The organism is Pseudenhygromyxa sp. WMMC2535, assembly GCF_011083025.2.
Map to the genome: position 1 here is coordinate 3,686,760 of NZ_JABJWV010000001.1, position 17,322 is coordinate 3,704,081.

Here is a 17,322-nt window from a genome sequence, read left to right on the forward strand (position 1 = left end):
AGGGCATACGCGACGGATCCGCGGTTTGGGTGATCGATCCCGAGCGGCGGTGGCACCTCCCAGGCAGAGACCGACGCCATGCTTCGCTTGCCCAAGACGCTCACCCTCGCCTCCTCGATGATCCTGAGCCTGGCCGCCACGGCCTGCGACCCCGGGCCGATCGTCCTCGACAAGGACGTCGCGGACGGCGACGAGCAGCTCCAGGGCGAGGAGGACGCCGAAGAGGACGCCGAAGAGGACGCCGAAGAGGAGTCCGAAGAGGAGGAGGCCGAGGCCTGCAGCGGCGCCGGCCAGATGCGCGAGTGCGAGGACGGCTCGGGCACCCAGTTTTGTGGCGGCTGGCCGCAGACCACCTGGGGACCTTGCCTCGAGGACTTCGAGTGCATGCCCGGCGAGACCAACGTGTGCGACGTCGAGCTCGGCATCTACCAGGACTGCATCATCAACGACGAGGGCGTGCCCGTGTGGGACGCGGATGACTGCAACACGCCGCTGGTCCTGAGCTTCGACGCGGCCCCCGTGGAGATGCTGACCAGCAGCGCGGCCTTCGACATCTCGGGCGCGGGGATCTGCCTCGACACGGACTGGCCGGCGGCGAGCACCCCCTGGCTGGCCGTCGACCTCGACAAGAACGGGTTCATCGACGGCGGCCACGAGCTCTTTGGCTCGGGCAGCGTGCTCGGCTCCGGGCGCCACGCGCAAAACGGCTTCATCGCCCTGGCGAGCTTCGACGACAACGGCGACGGCCGGGTCGACGCCCTCGACGCGCGCTTCGGCGAGCTCTTGGTGTGGCGCGACGGGGACGCGGACAAGCGCTCCTTGCCCCACGAGCTGACCAGCCTCGCCGACGAGGGCGTCCAGGGGATCAGCTTGGACTATGGCGTGCGCGAGCAGTGCGACGCCCGGGGCAACTGCGGGCGCGAGCGCTCGAGCTTCGAGTTCGTGGGCGCGGGCGGGCGCGTGCAGGTGGGCGAGGTCGTCGACGTCTACCTGGCCTGCCAGTGAGCGTTGATTCAGTTCGCAGGCTTGAGGTGACCATGGGCCAGGTAGACGAAGTGAGTCCCGGTTCCGGGGCGACCACCGCCGCCGCCGGTGGCGTTCAAGCATGATTTACCTGCAATGTTTTTGAGGTGCGTTATGAACGATCTCTCGACGTTTTGGCATCTGTAGCGTTCTTCAGTATAGTATAATATGTACAGTGTTCCGACGCCCCATCTGTAGGTGATGTTCATTTTTCCCGTGTATCTGGGCTTGTTGAATGCAGCCCTAATATTGGTGACTCTCCGGACTGGAGCCACAGACATTCCAATCTTGAACAAGTTATTTTTTCCGGCATTTTCCTCTATGATCCTGGTCAAAGCATCATATGCGTGGAAGGAGCAGTCCGTTAGGTAGGCTGTGTTTATATTCATGTGACTCCGGGAGGGCAGTCGGAGCCACAGCGAAGAAGTTTGCTCCGCACTGAGAAGCCCCAAGTAAGCGCAGCCAGTTCAGAATGGGCTCACAGCCTGCGCAGGTGCTCGGGCTTGAGCAGGCGCTCGTCGCCGCGGGCGATGATCTCGTCGAGGACCGAGAGCATCGCCGCCTTGTCCTGGGGCAAGGTCCCGCGCAGCGGCACGTAGTTGCTGGCGTGGTTGCTGGAGAAGCGGCAGCGCGAGAACTCGCTGTGCGCGACGATCTCGCGCAGCTCCTCGAGCATGCGGAACTTGCTGGGCAGCTGAAACTCGCCGCGGGTCTGCATCTCCCACAGCGGGGTGCCGGGGACCACGGTCGTGGTCAGGGCCCCGACGAAGGGCGGGTCCATGCGCGTGAGCGCCTCGGCGGTCTCGCGGGCGTGCTCCTGCGAGAGCGCGACGCCGCCGATGCCCAGGAGCACGATCACCGAGTGGGTCAGCCCGGCCGCGCGCAGCTTGTCGGCCATGGTGATCAGCTCGGGCCGCGTGCCGCCCTTGTCGATGCGCTCGAGGACCGCGGGGGAGCCGGTCTCCATGCCGTGATAGACGATGCCGAGGCCGGCCGCGCGCAGCTCGCCGAGCGCTTCGACGGACTTGCGCCCGACGCTGCGGGTGTCGCCATAGGTGCCCACGCGGGTGACCCAGGGCAGGTGCTCGCGGATCCCCGCGAGGATCTGGAGCAGCCGACGCTGGCCGAGGATCAGCGCGTCGCCGTCGCACAAGAACACCTTGTCGCTGCGAAAGCCCTTGCGTCCGGCCGCGGCCGCCTCGCGCAGGTCGGCCTCGATGGTCTCCCAGGGCTTGGGCCGAAACTGCTTGTCCCGGTACATGTCGCAGTAGACGCAGCGGTTGTGGCTACAGCCCAAGGTGACCTGGAGCAGCAAGCTGTGGGCTTCGCTCGGGGGTCGGTAGATGCGGCCGACGTAGTCCATGGCGGCGCGAGCATACCCGAGGGGGCGGACGCGCTCAGCGCTCCGAGAAGGGGTCTTTGATCTCGGGCCCGCGCAGCGCGGTGGGCCGGGGCTGGGCGGCGAAGGGATCGAAGAGCTGGCCGGTGCTGCGCTGCGCGTCGCCGATGGCCTGGGGATCCTCCCCGAGCGCGGGCGGGGCCGCGGGCGTCGTCGCGCTGCGCTCGGCGAAGGGATCTTTGAGCTCGGGGTAGCGCGCGCGCGGTGAAGATGAGGGGCGCGCGGGCCTGGAATTGCGAGCGCCTCGTCGGCGAGCCTCCGGCTCGAGCTTGGGACCGCGCTCGCTCGGCGCCGCAAAGGGGTCTTTGAGATCCGGAGAGCCGTAGGTCCGCGCCGAGGAGGGGAGGGGGTCCCGCGTGAAGGGGTCGACGAGGCCGCTGCCAGTCGAGCTGGGATCCTCGAGGGCAGGGGCGGCGCCGGGGAAGGGGTCTTCGAGCTCGGGGGGCAGGGGAGAGGCCGCGGGTGCGATGGGGATGGGGCGCTCGTCGTCGAGGAGCTCGGCCGGCGGTGGTCGCAGCCAGAGCATGGCCACGGTCACGGCGGCCGCGGCGACGATCGCCGCGGCCGCGGCCGGCCACCACTGGCTGGCGCGGCCGAGGGGGCGGATTTGAAGCGAGCTTGGCTGGGCGGGGCGGGCGTTCGCTGCGCTCGCGGAGGCTGGCGCCCGACCCTCGGCGGGCTCGGGGGCCACGAGCTCGAGGTGGGTCTGGAGCGCGAGGGCGCTCGCTCGCCAGCGCAGGTCTTCGAGGGCGCGCTCGAGGCCGGCGACTTCGAGGTCCTCGGGCCCCTCGGCGGTCCACAGGTAGTCGTTCGCGTCGTTCATGTCGGCCTCGTTCATCGCTGGGTCTCTTTGCGGACGTCGGCGAGGCGCTGGCGCAGCGCCTTCATCCCGCGGTGCAGGTTCACGCGCACATAGCCGGGGCTCAGCCCGGTGCGCTCGGCGATCTCGGGCCCGGAAAGGCCCTCGACCAGGCGCAGGATCAGCGGCTCGGCGAGGGCCTCGGGCAGGGCGCGGATGTGGGCCAAGAGGGCCTCGGCCTCGGTCCGCTGGGCAGGGTCGGGCGCGGCCGAGGGCAGCTCCGGGGGCAGCGTCCCCGGCCGGCTCGCCCCGGCGCGCAGGTGGTCGTAGGCGCGGTTGCGGGCGATGGTCGCCAGCCAGGTCGGCCAGGCCGCGGCTTGGTGCAGGCGCTCGAGGCGACGCCAGGCGATCAAGAACACCTCCTGGGTGAGGTCGTCGGCGCTCGCCGGATCCACCCGGGCCAGGAGCAGGCCGTGGACCATCGGGCCAAAGCGCCGGTGCAGCGCCGCGAAGGCGAGCTCGTCCTTGCGCCGCGCGGCCTCGACCTCGGCCAGCCAACTCGGCGGGGGTCGCTCGGGTGGATCGGCGGGCGCGGTCATGGGCGCAGGCGAGGGCGTTGCGGCCGCGGGCATCTTCCCAGGGACGGCTCCGACGTCGGGGGCGTTATCAATATTTTTCGATCGCGTTCGCGTGGAGCTGGAGTGGCTTTCCATGCCAGCACAAAACCGTGTTGCTCGACGCCCTGACTGGGCGCAGCCACCGCGAGCCGAGCACGAGACTCGCCGCGGACACACGGTCTTGGCGCAGGATCATGCGCGGCGCTCCGGCGTTCACGGGCATGGCTCACGCGGCGCGCCCGGCCGTGCCGCTGGGCCGGCTCTGATACACTGGCCTGTACCGCATGGAGAAGAAGGGCGCGAATCGCAAGGTGGTGCTGCCGCTGCTCGAAGAGCACGGCGGCGTGCGCCCAGGCGTCGCCAGGCGGGTGGCCGCAGAGACCGGGGTGCCCGAGGCCGACGTCTACGGCGTCGCCAGCTTCTACACCTTGCTCTCGGGGCCCGGGCACGAGGTCCGGGTCTGTCAGGGCCTCAGCTGCGTGCTCGCGGGGGCCGAGGCGAAGATCGCCGCGCTGAAGGCCGCGGGCACGCCGGTGCGGGCGGTCAGCTGCCTCGGCCAGTGCGACCGCGCTCCGGCGGCCATCGATCCCGAGCGCGAGCTGCTCCCCGGTGCGCCCAGCGGCGCGCGCACGCCCTCGAGCGACGACCTCGCCATCGACCTCGAGGGTGAGGACGACCCCAGCTACGCCGCCTTCGACACGGCCCGCGACGCCGGCCCGGACTGGGTCATCGAGCAGCTGAAGCTCGCCGGGCTCCAGGGCCGCGGCGGCGCCGGCTTCCCCGCCCACCTCAAGTGGGACGCGGTCCGCGGCCAGGCCGAGCTCGAGCGCTACGTCGTCGTCAACGCCGACGAGGGCGAGCCCGGCACCTTCAAGGACCGGGAGATCATGATCCACCGGCCGCACCTGGTGATCGAGGGCAGCGCGATCGCGGCCTGGGTCGCCGGCGCGTCCACGGCCTACATCTACGTGCGCGGAGAGTTCCGCGACTGCATTCGCGCCCTCGAGGCCGCGATCGCCGACGGCGGGCACCGCTTCGACTGGCTCGACTTCGAGGTCGTCGAGGGTCACGGCGCCTATATCTGCGGCGAGGAGACGGCCCTGCTCGAGGCCATCGAGGGGCGCCGCGGGATGCCGCGACTCAAGCCCCCCTACCCCACGCAAAAAGGGCTGTGGGGCAAGCCGACCTTGATGAACAACGTCGAGACCCTGGCCTGCGTGCCCGCGATCATCCGCCGCGGCGGCGAGTGGTTTCGGGCCCTGGGGCGGACCGAGCCGGGCACCAAGCTCTACTGCGTCTCGGGCCACGTCCAGCGCCCGGGGATCTACGAGCTCCCCCTCGGGGTCAGCCTCGACGAGCTCGTCGCGGCCGCCGGGGGCTACGTGGGCACGCTGCGCGCGTTCTCGCCGGGCGGGGCCTCGTCGGGCTTCTTGCCCGCGAGCATGCGCGACCAACCACTCGACTTTGGCGGCCTCGCCAAGCGCGGGAGCATGCTCGGCAGCGCCGGCGTGGTCGTGCTCAACGACACCGTCGACATGGCCGAGGCCGCGCGCTGGCAGCAGATCTTCTTCGAAGACGAGAGCTGCGGCCAGTGTGCGCCCTGCCGGATCGGCTGCCGGGTCCAGCGTCAGGCCATCGATCGCTTCTTCGAGCAGGGCCGCGACCGCTCCGCCCTCGCCAACGTCGAGGCCGTCGCCTGGGAGATGGACGCCGGCTCGATCTGCGGCCTGGGCATGGTCGCCAGCGCGCCTTTGACCTCGGCGCTCGCATACTTTCAGGAGGACTTTGGTGACTGAGTCCAAAAAGACGATCACGCTCACCGTCGACGGCCGCGAGGTCGAGGTCGAGGAGGGCGCCACGCTCCTCGACGCCGCCCGGGCCCTCGACATCCACGTGCCCACCTTGTGCATGGACGACCGCGTCGCGCCGGCGGGCTGCTGCCGCATGTGCCTCGTCGAGGTCGAGGGCCAGCGCCGCCTGCACCCCTCCTGCGCCTACCCGGCCAGCGAGGGCCTCGTCGTGCGCACCGACAGCGACCGGGTCGACCGCCACCGCAAGGGCCTGCTCTCGCTCTACAAGGCCGACCACCGCCTCGACGTCGACGGCCGCCCGGTCTCGCGCGGGGTCCACGATCGCCTCGCCGACTACGTCGACAGCTACGGCACCGGCCCGCAGCTGCCCCCGATCCAGGCCCCGCGCCTGGCCCGTGACGCCCAGGTCGAGCAAAACCCCTACATCCAGTTCGACCCCGAGTCCTGCGTGGTCTGTGGCCTGTGCGTGCGCTACTGCGACGAGGTCGAGGCGGTCAGCGCGATCGCCCTGGTCGGGCGCGGCGCGGGGACGACGATCGGGACCGCGGACCAGCGCAGCCTGCTCGACACCTCCTGCGAGCTGTGCGGCGGCTGCATCGCCGTATGTCCCACGGGGGCGATGACCGAGAAGCCCTCGGTCACGCGCCTGCCCCAGGCGGCCACCAAGGTCCGCAGCACCTGTAACTTCTGCGGCGTCGGCTGCCAGCTCGACCTCCACGTCGAGGGCGACGAGGTCGTGCGCGTGACCTCACCGGCGCCGGGGACCACCGTCAACGACGGCAACCTCTGCGTCAAAGGCCGCTTCAGCTACGAGTTCATCCACCACGAGGACCGCCTGCGCGAGCCGCTGATCCGCGGCGAGGACGGCGAGCTGCACCCCGCGACCTGGGAGCAGGCCATGCGCCGCGTGGCCGAGGGGCTGACCCGGGTCGCGCAGCGCCACGGCGCCGACGCCCTCGGCTTCGTGTCCTCGAGCCGCTGCACCGGCGAAGAGAACTACCTGATGCAGAAGCTGTCCCGGGCCGCGTTCGGGACGAATAACTGCCATCAGTGCGCCGCGACATGACACGCTCCCACGGTCGCCGGTCTGGTGACCATGTTCGGCGCGGGGGCGATGACAAACTCGATCCCCGAGATTCGTGAAGCGGAGCTGCTCTTCGTCATCGGCTCCAACACCACCGAGGCCCACCCGATCATCGCCATGGAGATGAAGCGGGCGGTTCGGCGCGGCGCCAAGCTGATCGTCGCGGACCCCCGCAAGATCTGGCTGTCCGAGATCGCGGACCGCCACCTCCAGCTCGAGCCGGGCACCGACGTGGCCCTGCTCAACGCGATGATCCACGTGATCATCGCCGAGGGCCTGTGCGACGAGGACTTCATCGCCAAGCACACCGAGGGCTTCGCCGCCGTGCGCGAGGCGACCCGCGAGACCACCCCCGAGTGGGCCGAGACGATCACCACGGTGCCGGCCGAGCACATCCGCGAGGCCGCCCGTGCCTACGCGACCACGCGCCACGCCGGCGTCTACTACACCCTGGGGATCACCGAGCACACCCACGGCACCGACAACGTCCACTCGCTCGCCAACTTGGTGCTGATGACCGGCCACCTCGGCGTGCGGGCCTCGGGCATGAACCCCCTGCGCGGGCAAAACAACGTCCAGGGGGCCAACGACGCCGGCGCCAGCCCGATCTTCTACCCCGGCTACCAGCGCGTCGACGACCCCGCCGCGCGCGAGAAATTCGAGCGCGCCTGGGGCGTGGCGCTCAGCGGCGACGAGGGCATGAACCTCAACGTCATGATGAAGGCGATGATGCGCGGCGAGGTCAAGGCGCTCTACGTCATGGGCGAGGACATCTTGCTGTCCGAGCCCAACGCCTCGCGCATGGAGCAGGGCCTCAACGCCCTCGACTTCATGGTCGTCCAGGACATCTTCCTCAACGAGACCTCGCGCTTCGCCGACGTCGTGCTCCCGGCGACCTGCTTCGCCGAGAAGGACGGCGTGTTCACGAACTCCGACCGCCGGGTCCAGCGGGTGCGCAAGGCCGTCAACCCGCCGGGCCAGGCCCGCGCCGACTGGCAGATCCTCTGCGACGTCGCCCGGGCCTGCGGCTACCCGATGCCCGACTATCACAGCCCCGCCGAGGTCTACGCCGAGATGGCCGGGCTGTGCGACAAGTTCGCGGGCATCAGCCACGGGCGCATCGACGCCGAGGGCGGGATCCAGTGGCCCTGCCCCGACCCCAGCCACCCGGGCACGGAGTTCCTCCACGGCGACGGCCCGCTCAAGGGCAAGGCCGAGTTCCAGGCCGCTTATTACCGGCCGAGCGAAGAGCTCCCCGACGACGAGTACCCGCTGCTGCTCAGCACCGGGCGGACCCTCTACCACTACAACGCCGCGACCCAGACCCGGCGCAGCTCCGGGGCCGTGGCCCGCCAGCCCGAGAACTTCATCGAGATGCACCGCAAGGACGCGCGCAGGCGCGGCCTCGCGGACGGTCAGCTCGTCCGGGTCAGCTCGCGGCGCGGGACCGTGCTCGCCCGGGTCAACGTCAGCCCGCGCATGCGCCGGGGCTGCGTGTGGATGCCCCTGCACTTTGGGGACGCGAACACCAACTACCTGACCAACGACGCCGGGGATCCGACCACGGGGACGGCCGAGTACAAGGTCTGCGCGGTGCGGGTCGAGGCGGCGGAGGCCGACGGGAGCGAGGCGGCGCAGTAGCCGCTAAACTCTGATCAAATTAATTGGATTTGATAAATTAAGCACGTGACTTATCTTTTGGGAAGTCATGAATTCGGGACTCAACCAGCTGAGGGCGCTGCTATCGGAGCTGGAGAAAGCAGGCGTCTCTTGCGCGGTCGAGGTTCCTGATGGGCTTGGCAAAACGGTTCCTGAGCTCGTCCCAGTAGCTTGCCAGTTGAGCATCGCGTTCGGCTCTTCGAGTGAGACTTTCGTTGTCGAGGTCAAGCGGCGAGGACCCTACCGAGGTGAGCTCGATCGTCTGCTAGCGAAGACTGACGCGCTGCGCGTACGAGGGACCCCGCTGTTGCTCGTCCCCGAGCTGGGCGCGAGATTGCAAAAGGAACTCGTCGAGCGCGGCTGGTCTTGGGCCGATGAGCAGGGCAATTATGATCTGCGTGCGCCGGGGTTTTGGCTGCGACAGGTGGGCAAGGTCGCCGAGGTGAAGTCTCCGAGGCTTCCTGGGGGTCTGGCTGGGAAGCGGCTCGTTCGCTGGCTGATCGCCGGGGTTGGGGAGACCTCGTCAGAGACGCTAAAACTCAAGGATCTCGCTCAGCGGCTCGAGGTCTCGGCTCCGGCGGTTTCGCAGATCGTCCGTCAGCTGCGGCAGCTCGGTTTTGTCGGGGGCAGTAGGGGGATCTCCGAGGTCGACCGCGAGAGACTGCTCCACGCCTTCATGCGCGAGTATCCAGGCGCGGGCGGGCGGACCGAGTATGCCTACAGCCTCGACGCTCCAGGCGAGCTCGCGGCGCGGATGGAGGAGGCGATGGGGCCCATGGTTGGGCTGTCGGCCGATGTCGGTCCCGACAGGATCATTCCCTGGCGAGCACCGACGACACTGGTCGTCTACATGAAGAGTCCCCAGCTTCTCAGCAACCTTGGTCTCGTGCCGGCGGAGGCGCGAGCCGACGCGAACGTCTTGATTCAATACCCCGAAGACATGAGTGTGTTCTCGCTCCCTGGAAGCCCAAAGGGCGGAGTGTCGACGCTCGCTGACCCCACGCAGATGTTGATTGACCTGCATCGGCTCGGCGGCTCCGATCGCCTGGAGGCCGCGGAGGAACTCGAGCGATGGCTGTTGAAGTGATGGACGCGGAGATCGTCGAGCACCGGCCGCGCTCGAATGCTGAGCGGGCTGCTTTTTGCGCGCTGCTGGACCTCGCGGATCTACTCGCCGACGCGCCGATCGACGTCGCCAGTACGCGGGTGATCGGCGGACACATGGTCGAGCTGCACGCGCTTCGCCACCAGCTCGACGGCCCGCTCTATCGACGAATGACGTTGGACGCGGACGTCGGCCTCGACAAGGTCGCGCTGCGTGGTCTCGATCTCGTCGAGCGCTTCGCCGCGCGCGGCTACGAGAAGCGGGAGGGGCATCGCTTTTATTGCCCCTTGCCGGATGAGGCGGGGACGCACGAGGCTGTCATCGACGTGCTGGTCCCCAGCTACACCTCGCGCAGCGGCACGAACACGATGGTTGGGGATATCCTCAGCTTTCAGACACCGGGCCTGGCAGAGATCCTTCGCCAGCCCGCGAAGCGCATCGATCTTCGCGTCGACTTTGGCGGTAGAGAGCCGCGGCGGGGGATCATCGCCACGGCAGACGAGCGCGGGGCGCTGCTGTGCAAGATCCTCGCGTGGGACGATCGCAGGCGCAAGCAGGGCGCTGACAAGGACGCCTTCGATGTCTGGCGCTGTCTGGAGTTCTGTCGGCGGGCAGGGGTGAGCGAGTGGCCAGAAGAATTCGGGGACACGTGGACCAAGATCCTGCGCGCGGACTTTGGTCGCCGTGACGCGGATGGTTGCCGCGCGCTGGCCCGCTACTTGGGGGAAGGCGCGACGCCAACGCTGACGCGGACCACGGCCCTCGTCGCATCGTTTACTCGAGCGCTTTGACTCGAGCGATGCGACGAGGGAGCCGAGAGCGGGCTCGTTGGGCTTGATCAGGCTGGCTCAGGCCTGGCCGACGGCCACGGTCCAGGCCTCGCGCAGCGCCGCGAGCTTGACCGGGTCGCCCGCGGGGATGAAGCGCCGGTCCTGCTTCCACGACGCGGCGACGGCCTGCGTGTCGGGCCACAGGCCCACGCCCAGCCCGGCCAGGAAGGTCGCGCCCAGGGCCGTCGACTCGAGGATCGTCGGTCGGGCCAGGGTCACGCCGAGCAGGTCGCACTGGATCTGCATCAGCAGGTCGTTGGCCGCGGCCCCGCCGTCGACGCGCAGGCCCTCGATGGGGGCGCCGAGGTCCGAGGCCATGGCCTCGAGCAGGTCCGTGACCTCGAGGGCGATGCCCTCCAGGGCGGCGCGGGCGATGTGGGCGCGCGTGGTGCCGCGGCTGATCCCGCGGATCAGCCCGCGGGCGTCGGGGCGCCAGTGCGGGGCGCCGAGACCCGCGTGGGCCGGGACCAAGACGACGCCGTCGGAGTCGGGCACGGTGTAGGCGAGGTCCTCGACCTCGGCGGCGGTCTCGATCATGCCCAGGCCGTCGCGCAGCCACTGGACCACGGCCCCGGCCATGAACGCGCTGCCTTCGAGGCTGTAGGTGGTCTGGTCGCCGATCTGCCAGCCGACGGTGGTCAGCAGCCCGTGCTCGGAGCGGACGATCTCGTCGCCGGTGTTGAGGACCACGAAGGCCCCGGTGCCGTAGGTGCACTTGGCCTGGCCGCGGGCGAAGCAGGCCTGGCCGAAGAGCGCGGCCTGCTGGTCGCCGGCGATGCCGTGGATCGGCACGCCGTCGGGGAGCCCGGGGACGCCCTTGGTCTCGCCAAAGCGGCTCGTGCACGGCCGGACGTCGGGGAGCACCGAGGGCGGGACGCGGAAGATCTCGCACAGCCGGTGATCCCAGTCGCTGTCGCCGCTGCCCGTGGTCCGGGCCCGGCCCGCGAGCGGCCACAGCAAGGTCCGCGAGGCGTTTGTCGGCTCGGTCACGTGCACGGCCCCGCCGGTCATGCGCCAGACCAGGTAGGTGTCGATGGTCCCCGCCGCGAGCTCGCCGCGCTCGGCCGCAGCCCGCGCGCCCTCGACGTGGTCGAGGGTCCAGGCCAGCTTGGTCGCCGAAAAGTAGGGGTCGAGGACCAGGCCGGTGCGCGACCTGATGGTCTCTTCGTGGCCGGCCTCGCGCAGCTGCTTGCAGACGTCGGCGGTCCGCCGGTCTTGCCAGACCAGCGCGCGGTGCACGGGCCGGCCGTCGCTGCGCCGCCACAGCAAGCTGGTCTCGCGCTGGTTGGTGATGCCCACGGCGGCGATCCGCGCGGCGTCGACGTTGGCCCGGCCGAGGGCCTCGACGATCGCCCCGCCCACGGAGGTCCAGATCTGGTCGGGCTCGTGCTCGACCCAGCCGGAGTGGGGGAAGTGCTGGGTGAACTCTCGGTTGGCGCGGGCGAGCACCGCGAGCTGGCGATCCAAGATCAGCGCGGTGGTGCCGGTCGTGCCTTGATCAATGGCGAGGATCAGGTCGGCGTCGGGCATCGGCTGCGCACTATAGCGCAGCCCAGCAGGTGGGGCGTCTGTCGCGCATGAGGTCGAAGGAGCGCCCGCGCCCACCGCGGTGTGGGCTCGCTCTCACGTCGGGAGCCGCGACTACCCCGCCGACGCCTACACCAGCTCGCCTACCTCTGTTATAGGGCCCCTCTTCTTTTCGAGAGAAGCTCCGCATGGACAGCCAGATCGAACAGATCTCCCCCGTCGAGTGCCGCGTCCGCGTCACCGTGCCCTGGTCCGACGTCGGGCCGCGTCTCGACACCAAGCTGCGCACCCTTGGTAAGCGCGCCCGTGTCCCTGGGTTCCGCCCCGGCAAGGTGCCCCCCAAGGTGCTCGAGCGCATGTTCGGCAAGAGCGCGCGCCAAGAGCTCGTCGGCGAGCTGGTCGAGGAGACCTTCCAGACCGCGGTGACCAGCCACGAGAAGCGGCCGCTGACCCAGCCGGTGCTCGAGAACAGCTCGCTCGAGAAGGGCGAGGACTTCACCTACGCCGCCCGCTTCGAGGTCGCGCCCAAGATCGAGCCCAAGGACTACACCGGCGTGGCCGTGCGCCGGCGCCCGGCGACTGTCGACGAGGCCAAGGTCGAGGCCGAGATCGCCAAGAAGCAAGAAGAGTTCACCGAGATCCGCCCGATCGACCGCGAGGCCGATGGCGCCCGGACCAAGACCCAGGCCGGCGACGTGTGGACCATCGACATCAACGGCTCGATCGGCGACTCGCCGCTCAACCGCAAGGACGTCGAGGTCGAGATCGGCAAGGAGACCGGCGAGGTCGTCCCGGGCCTCGGGGCCGCGCTCTCCGAGCTCGAGCTCTCGGCCGTCGGCGGCACCACCGAGGTCAGCTTCACGCCCCCCGAGGACCGCGTGAAGGCCGAGTTCCACGGCGCCGAGATCAAGCTGACCGTCGCGCTGCGTGACGTCCGCGAGAAGATCGTCCCCGAGCGCAACGACGACTTCGCCCAGGACACGGGCGAGGCCGAGACCTACGCCGAGCTCGAAGAGAAGATCCGCGGCAAGGTCCGCCAAGAGGACGCCGACGTGGCCGAGCGAGAGGCTCGCCAGCGCCTCGTCGAGGTCCTGCTCGAGCGCAACGAGTTCGAGCCCGCGCCCTCGATGATCAACAACGAGGTCCGCGCGCAGGTCCAAAACTTCAAGCGCCAGCTCGCCCGCCAGGGCATGAGCCTGGCCCAGCTCGGCATGAACGACGGCCAGCTCGCGGAGAACTACCGCGGCCAGGCGCAGTTCAGCGTCCGCGCCTTCTTGCTGCTCGAGGCCATCCGCGAGGCCGAGGGCATCGACGTCAGCGAGGAAGAGCTCAACGCCGAGGTCGAGGAGATGGCCGAGGAGCAGGGACAAAACCCGGCGCGCTTGCGTGCCACCATGGAGCGCAACAACCAGCTGTTGCTCCTGCGCGCGCAGATGCGTGAGGAGCGAGTGCTCGACTTTCTCATGGAGCGCGCCGAGGTCACGGAAGCGCCGGACCCCGAGCCCGAGCCCGAGGAGACCAGCGAAGACGCTGGCTGAGCCGACGCTCGATCGCGCGAGCCCGCCCGCAGGCCAAGCCTGTGGCGGGCTCGTTTGTTTTTTGTCTGTTCCGCGCTTTGCTCGAACTGAGAAAGCGCGCTTGCAGCGTGCCCCGCTCGATATGCTCGCGCCGCGCAAGCCCCATCGCCCTTGTACCTTTGGGCAGCGATGCTGCGACCTCCTCACCAAACGGGCAGGGTTTGTTCGTCCTGGTGAGCTGCTATGGTGGCGTGGGAACCCATCACCGGTACGCTGCGTCGAGCACGGTACAGTGCTCGAGTCCCGTTCGGGCGCGGCGCCCCTGACGGATAAACCACCAGGCGCTAAACGCTCCTGTCTTCCGTACCTTTGCTCACCCTTGCAACCGCGCGCTCTCGACGTCAACATACGAGAGACTGTAACGGAGCCTACGAATGCCCAACATCCCCTTCGTCGTGGAGCAGACCCATCGAGGAGAGCGCTCCTGGGACATCTACAGCCGCCTGCTCAAGGACCGCATCGTGTTCCTTGGCACGGGGGTCAACGACCAGGTCGCGAGCCTGGTGATCGCCCAGCTGCTCTACCTCGAGTCTGAAGATCCCGACAAGGACATCCGGCTCTACATCAACTCGCCCGGCGGTGTGGTCACCGCTGGCCTCGGTATCTACGACACCATGCAGTACGTGCGCCCGGACGTCGCCACCTACTGCATGGGCCAAGCGGCCTCGATGGGCGCCTTCTTGCTGGCGGGCGGCGCCCCTGGCAAGCGCTTCGCCCTGCCGAACGCGAGGATCATGATCCACCAGCCGCACGGTGGCGCACAGGGGCAGGCCACGGACATCGAGATCCAGGCCCGCGAGATCCTGCGCCTCAAGCAGACGCTCAACGAGATCATGGCCAAGCACAGCGGCCGCACGGTCGACGAGATCCTCTCGGACACCGACCGCGACAATTTCATGAGCGCCGACGAAGCCAAGAAGTACGGCCTCGTCGACGAGGTCCTCCGGCGCACGGAGGACCGTGAGCGCGCCGAAGGCGGAGACGCCAAGGACGAAGGCGCCGAGGGCAAGGGCAAAGACGACCAGTAAGGACGATCATGGCCTCAACGAACAAGGGAAGCGGAAACCTCAGCTGCTCGTTTTGCGGCAAGTCGCAAAAGGAGGTCAAAAAGCTCATCGCGGGGCCATCGGTCTATATCTGCGACGAGTGCATCTCCTTGTGCAACGACATCCTCGCCGAGGAGGTCCAAAAGGAAGAGCGCCAGGAGGGTCCGGGCAAGGTCCCCAAGCCCAAGGACATCCGCGCGATCCTCGACGACTACGTCGTCGGCCAGGAGTGGGCCAAGAAGATCATCTCGGTAGCGGTCTACAACCACTACAAGCGCATCAACGTCAAGACCTCCGGCGACGAGCCCGAGCTGCAAAAGAGCAACATCTTGCTGATCGGGCCCACGGGCTCGGGCAAGACCCTGCTCGCGCAGACCCTCGCGCGGATCCTCGACGTGCCCTTCGCGATCGCCGACGCGACCAGCCTGACCGAGGCCGGCTACGTCGGTGAGGACGTCGAGAACATCATCGTCTCGCTGCTTCAAAACGCCGACCACGACGTCGAGAAGGCCCAGCGCGGGATCATCTACATCGACGAGATCGACAAGATCGCGCGCAAGGGTGACAACCCCTCGATCACCCGCGACGTGTCGGGCGAGGGCGTGCAGCAGGCCCTGCTCAAGATCCTCGAGGGCACGATCGCCTCGGTCCCGCCCAAGGGCGGCCGCAAGCACCCGCAGCAGGACTTCTTGCAGGTCGACACGACCAACATCTTGTTCATCTGCGGCGGCGCCTTCGCGGGCATCGAGGACATCATCGAGGCTCGGGTCAGCGCCAAGACCATGGGCTTCGGCGCCTCGGTCCAGCGCAAGAAGGAGAAGCGCCACTGGGATCTGCTCCAGCAGGCTCAGAGCGAGGACCTGATGAAGTTCGGGCTGATCCCCGAGTTCATCGGCCGCCTGCCCGTGGTCGCGCCGCTCAAGGAGCTCGACGAGGAGGCCCTGGTCTCGATCCTCACCGAGCCCAAGAACGCGCTGGTCAAGCAGTACAAGCGCCTGCTTCGCATGGACGGCGTCGAGCTGGCCTTCGCCGACGAGGCCCTCAACGCGATCGCCCGCAAGGCTCGTGAGCAGCGCGCTGGCGCCCGTGGCCTGCGCTCGATCCTCGAGAAGGCGATGCTGGACGTCATGTACGACATCCCCAGCGTGGACAACATCAGCGAGGTCCACATCAACGCCGAGACGATCACCGAGAACAAGCGCCCGGTGCTGGTCTACGCCGACAAGAAAGAGGCGAGCTGAGCCCTCGCGCTCGCTCGTGCTCGAAGGAGCCCTCTCGCCTGGCGAGGGGGCTCTTTTGTTTTGGGCTCAGGGCCGCGACCAGGGGGGATCGTCCGGGCGCGAGTCCCAGTGGCCGGCGCGGGCGAGGAGCAGGGCGTTGAGCCGCGGCAGGTCGAGGCCCGCGCGCGCGGCCAGCCACAGGTAGGCGACGCGCACGCGCAGCCTGGGGCCGACCAGGGCGGGCAGGCGCTGCGCCTGGGGCCAGCGCTGGGCGGCGAGATCTCGAGCGATGAAGGCTGCGAAGGCGGCGGTCCCGGTGTCTCCGCGGCTGGCGGCGCGAAAGCGGAGCTGATCCCCGAGCAGCTCGTGGAGCTCGGCCCACAAGAGCACGGCCATGGCCGCGCTCGCGCCGTCTTCGAGGGCTGGATGGGGCCCCTGGTCTGGCCCCTGGTCTGGCCCCTGGTCTGGCCCCTGGTCTGGCCCCTGGTCTGGGTGGAGGCGGGCTGCGGCCAGCGCCGCGGCCTGGGCCCGGGTGGTCCCCAACGCCCCAGCGGCGCCGGCTCGGGCCAGCTCGAGGCGCGCGGCCACGCGCGTGGGTCCGATCAGCTCGGCCTCTCGCAGGGCGCCCGGCCAGCGCCGGGCCGCCGCGCGCACGGCCGATTTGCGGGTCGCGTCTCGGTCGGGCTGGTCGAGTTGGGCGAGCGCAGCGAGAGCCACGTACTTGGCCGCCATCGCCGACCACTGCGCGCCTGGCTCCGCCTGCCAGAAGTCCGCCGGCTCCAGCCCCGGCACGCGCCGGCTGATCTGGTCTTGGAGCACTTCGCTCTCATAGCAGCCGCGGACGCGATTCGTGGGGCCAATTCGTGAGGTCAATTGCTGAAATTGCAGTGATTTGTGCAGGGGTGAGCCTACTTTTTGCTAGGCTGGTCGAGCAGACCGGAAAAGTCATGGCTAGCGGTGTCCCAAACATCGATCCCGTCGAAGGTGACGGGCTCGCGCCCATGCAGTCGCTCACGGTCGACAACACCGAGCTCGCGCCCGGTGGTACGCAAGCCAGCCTGAGCGCCCGTCCAGTCAGCCCCGTGGCGCTGGAGGAGCGGCAGCTGCTCGCGCGCGCCAAGGCCGGGGACGAGCGGGCGCTGCGGTCGATCTACGAGCGCCACCAGCACCAGGTCCGCTGCCACATCCACCGCCTGCTCGGCTCCGACAGCGAGGTCGACGACCTCGTGCAGATCGTGTTCTCCCGCGCCTTCGCGGCCATCGATCAGTTCGAGGGCAAGGCGGCGATCTCCACCTGGCTGTATCGGATCACCGCCAACACCACGCACAACACGCTGCGTCAGCGCTTTCGCCGGGAGCGGATGCGCCGAGCGATGCGCCTGTTCGACCTCGGCCGCGGGGCGGACCGCGTCAGCGCCGGTCACCTCGAGGCCGGCAACGAGGCCCAGCGCATCCTCGAGGGCTTGCACCCGGATCTACGCCAGATCTTCGTGCTCTATCACTACCAGGGCCTGACCCTGCAAGAGATCTCCGACGTGGTCGAGCGCCCGGTTTCGACCGTGGGGGATCGCCTGAACGCGGCCCGCAAGAAGCTGCGCGAGCTGGTCAGCGAGGACTGAGCTGCC

Annotated in this window: 16 protein-coding genes; 10 read left to right on the forward strand and 6 right to left on the reverse strand. The window is 69.1% G+C overall.

All coding sequences use genetic code 11. The annotated features are described in order from the left end of the window. Positions 1–78: 78 nt before the first annotated feature. Positions 79–1,005 carry a calcium-binding protein gene (locus tag G6O69_RS14450; RefSeq protein ID WP_172304085.1) on the forward strand — a complete coding sequence of 309 codons (927 nt, stop codon included), beginning with the start codon at positions 79–81 and terminating at the stop codon, positions 1,003–1,005. Between the two features lie 8 nt (positions 1,006–1,013). Here the strand turns inward: G6O69_RS14450 and G6O69_RS14455 are convergent, their stop codons facing one another. The 4 genes from G6O69_RS14455 to G6O69_RS14470 all read right to left on the reverse strand — a co-directional run bounded on the left by G6O69_RS14455 (position 1,014) and on the right by G6O69_RS14470 (position 3,853). Then, positions 1,014–1,412, reverse strand: a complete 399-nt coding sequence (locus G6O69_RS14455; protein ID WP_172304086.1) for a hypothetical protein — start codon at positions 1,410–1,412, stop codon at positions 1,014–1,016. Between the two features lie 89 nt (positions 1,413–1,501). Next, the gene (locus G6O69_RS14460) at positions 1,502–2,386 is read right to left on the reverse strand and encodes a radical SAM protein (protein ID WP_172304087.1); all 885 of its coding nucleotides are present in this window, start codon (positions 2,384–2,386) and stop codon (positions 1,502–1,504) included. Positions 2,387–2,420: 34 nt separating this feature from the next. After that, the gene (locus G6O69_RS14465; protein ID WP_172304088.1) at positions 2,421–3,260 is read right to left on the reverse strand and encodes a hypothetical protein; all 840 of its coding nucleotides are present in this window, start codon (positions 3,258–3,260) and stop codon (positions 2,421–2,423) included. Continuing rightward, a complete protein-coding gene (locus G6O69_RS14470; protein ID WP_176396828.1) occupies positions 3,257–3,853 on the reverse strand; it encodes a sigma-70 family RNA polymerase sigma factor in 597 nt (198 codons plus the stop codon). Before G6O69_RS14470 ends, G6O69_RS14465 begins: the two co-directional genes overlap by 4 nt. A gap of 95 nt (positions 3,854–3,948) precedes the next feature. On the opposite strand from G6O69_RS14470, the gene G6O69_RS14475 reads away from it, so the two are divergent. The 5 genes from G6O69_RS14475 to G6O69_RS14500 all read left to right on the forward strand — a co-directional run bounded on the left by G6O69_RS14475 (position 3,949) and on the right by G6O69_RS14500 (position 10,288). After that, positions 3,949–4,104, forward strand: coding sequence for a hypothetical protein (locus G6O69_RS14475; RefSeq protein WP_176396829.1), 156 nt, complete (start codon positions 3,949–3,951; stop codon positions 4,102–4,104). Positions 4,105–4,122: 18 nt separating this feature from the next. Further along, positions 4,123–5,634, forward strand: a complete 1,512-nt coding sequence (locus G6O69_RS14480; RefSeq protein WP_172304090.1) for an NADH-ubiquinone oxidoreductase-F iron-sulfur binding region domain-containing protein — start codon at positions 4,123–4,125, stop codon at positions 5,632–5,634. Beyond that, complete coding sequence (gene fdhF / locus G6O69_RS40150) at positions 5,627–8,374, forward strand: formate dehydrogenase subunit alpha (RefSeq protein WP_346017043.1); 2,748 nt, start codon at positions 5,627–5,629, stop codon at positions 8,372–8,374. The genes G6O69_RS14480 and fdhF overlap by 8 nt, the downstream gene beginning before the upstream one ends. A 196-nt stretch (positions 8,375–8,570) precedes the next feature. Continuing rightward, the gene (locus G6O69_RS14495) at positions 8,571–9,479 is read left to right on the forward strand and encodes a hypothetical protein (protein WP_176396830.1); all 909 of its coding nucleotides are present in this window, start codon (positions 8,571–8,573) and stop codon (positions 9,477–9,479) included. Beyond that, positions 9,464–10,288 carry a hypothetical protein gene (locus G6O69_RS14500; protein ID WP_172304094.1) on the forward strand — a complete coding sequence of 275 codons (825 nt, stop codon included), beginning with the start codon at positions 9,464–9,466 and terminating at the stop codon, positions 10,286–10,288. Before G6O69_RS14495 ends, G6O69_RS14500 begins: the two co-directional genes overlap by 16 nt. Before the next feature lie 57 nt (positions 10,289–10,345). Here the strand turns inward: G6O69_RS14500 and glpK are convergent, their stop codons facing one another. Next, complete coding sequence (glpK, locus tag G6O69_RS14505; RefSeq protein WP_172304095.1) at positions 10,346–11,857, reverse strand: glycerol kinase GlpK; 1,512 nt, start codon at positions 11,855–11,857, stop codon at positions 10,346–10,348. Positions 11,858–12,042: 185 nt separating this feature from the next. Here glpK and tig point away from each other — a divergent pair, with 185 nt between their 5' ends. From tig to clpX, 3 genes are all read left to right on the forward strand, one after another. After that, positions 12,043–13,392, forward strand: coding sequence for a trigger factor (gene tig, locus G6O69_RS14510; RefSeq protein ID WP_172304096.1), 1,350 nt, complete (start codon positions 12,043–12,045; stop codon positions 13,390–13,392). Between the two features lie 413 nt (positions 13,393–13,805). Continuing rightward, positions 13,806–14,459 (forward strand): ATP-dependent Clp endopeptidase proteolytic subunit ClpP, encoded by a 654-nt coding sequence (gene clpP / locus G6O69_RS14515; RefSeq protein ID WP_172304097.1) that lies wholly within the window; start codon positions 13,806–13,808, stop codon positions 14,457–14,459. Between the two features lie 8 nt (positions 14,460–14,467). Then, complete coding sequence (gene clpX, locus G6O69_RS14520; RefSeq protein ID WP_172304098.1) at positions 14,468–15,718, forward strand: ATP-dependent Clp protease ATP-binding subunit ClpX; 1,251 nt, start codon at positions 14,468–14,470, stop codon at positions 15,716–15,718. Between the two features lie 66 nt (positions 15,719–15,784). Here the strand turns inward: clpX and G6O69_RS14525 are convergent, their stop codons facing one another. Further along, positions 15,785–16,516 (reverse strand): hypothetical protein, encoded by a 732-nt coding sequence (locus tag G6O69_RS14525; protein ID WP_172304099.1) that lies wholly within the window; start codon positions 16,514–16,516, stop codon positions 15,785–15,787. Positions 16,517–16,644: 128 nt separating this feature from the next. Between G6O69_RS14525 and G6O69_RS14530 the strand changes: the two genes are divergently transcribed. After that, the gene (locus G6O69_RS14530) at positions 16,645–17,316 is read left to right on the forward strand and encodes an RNA polymerase sigma factor (RefSeq protein ID WP_172304100.1); all 672 of its coding nucleotides are present in this window, start codon (positions 16,645–16,647) and stop codon (positions 17,314–17,316) included. The last annotated feature ends 6 nt before the right edge of the window (positions 17,317–17,322 follow it).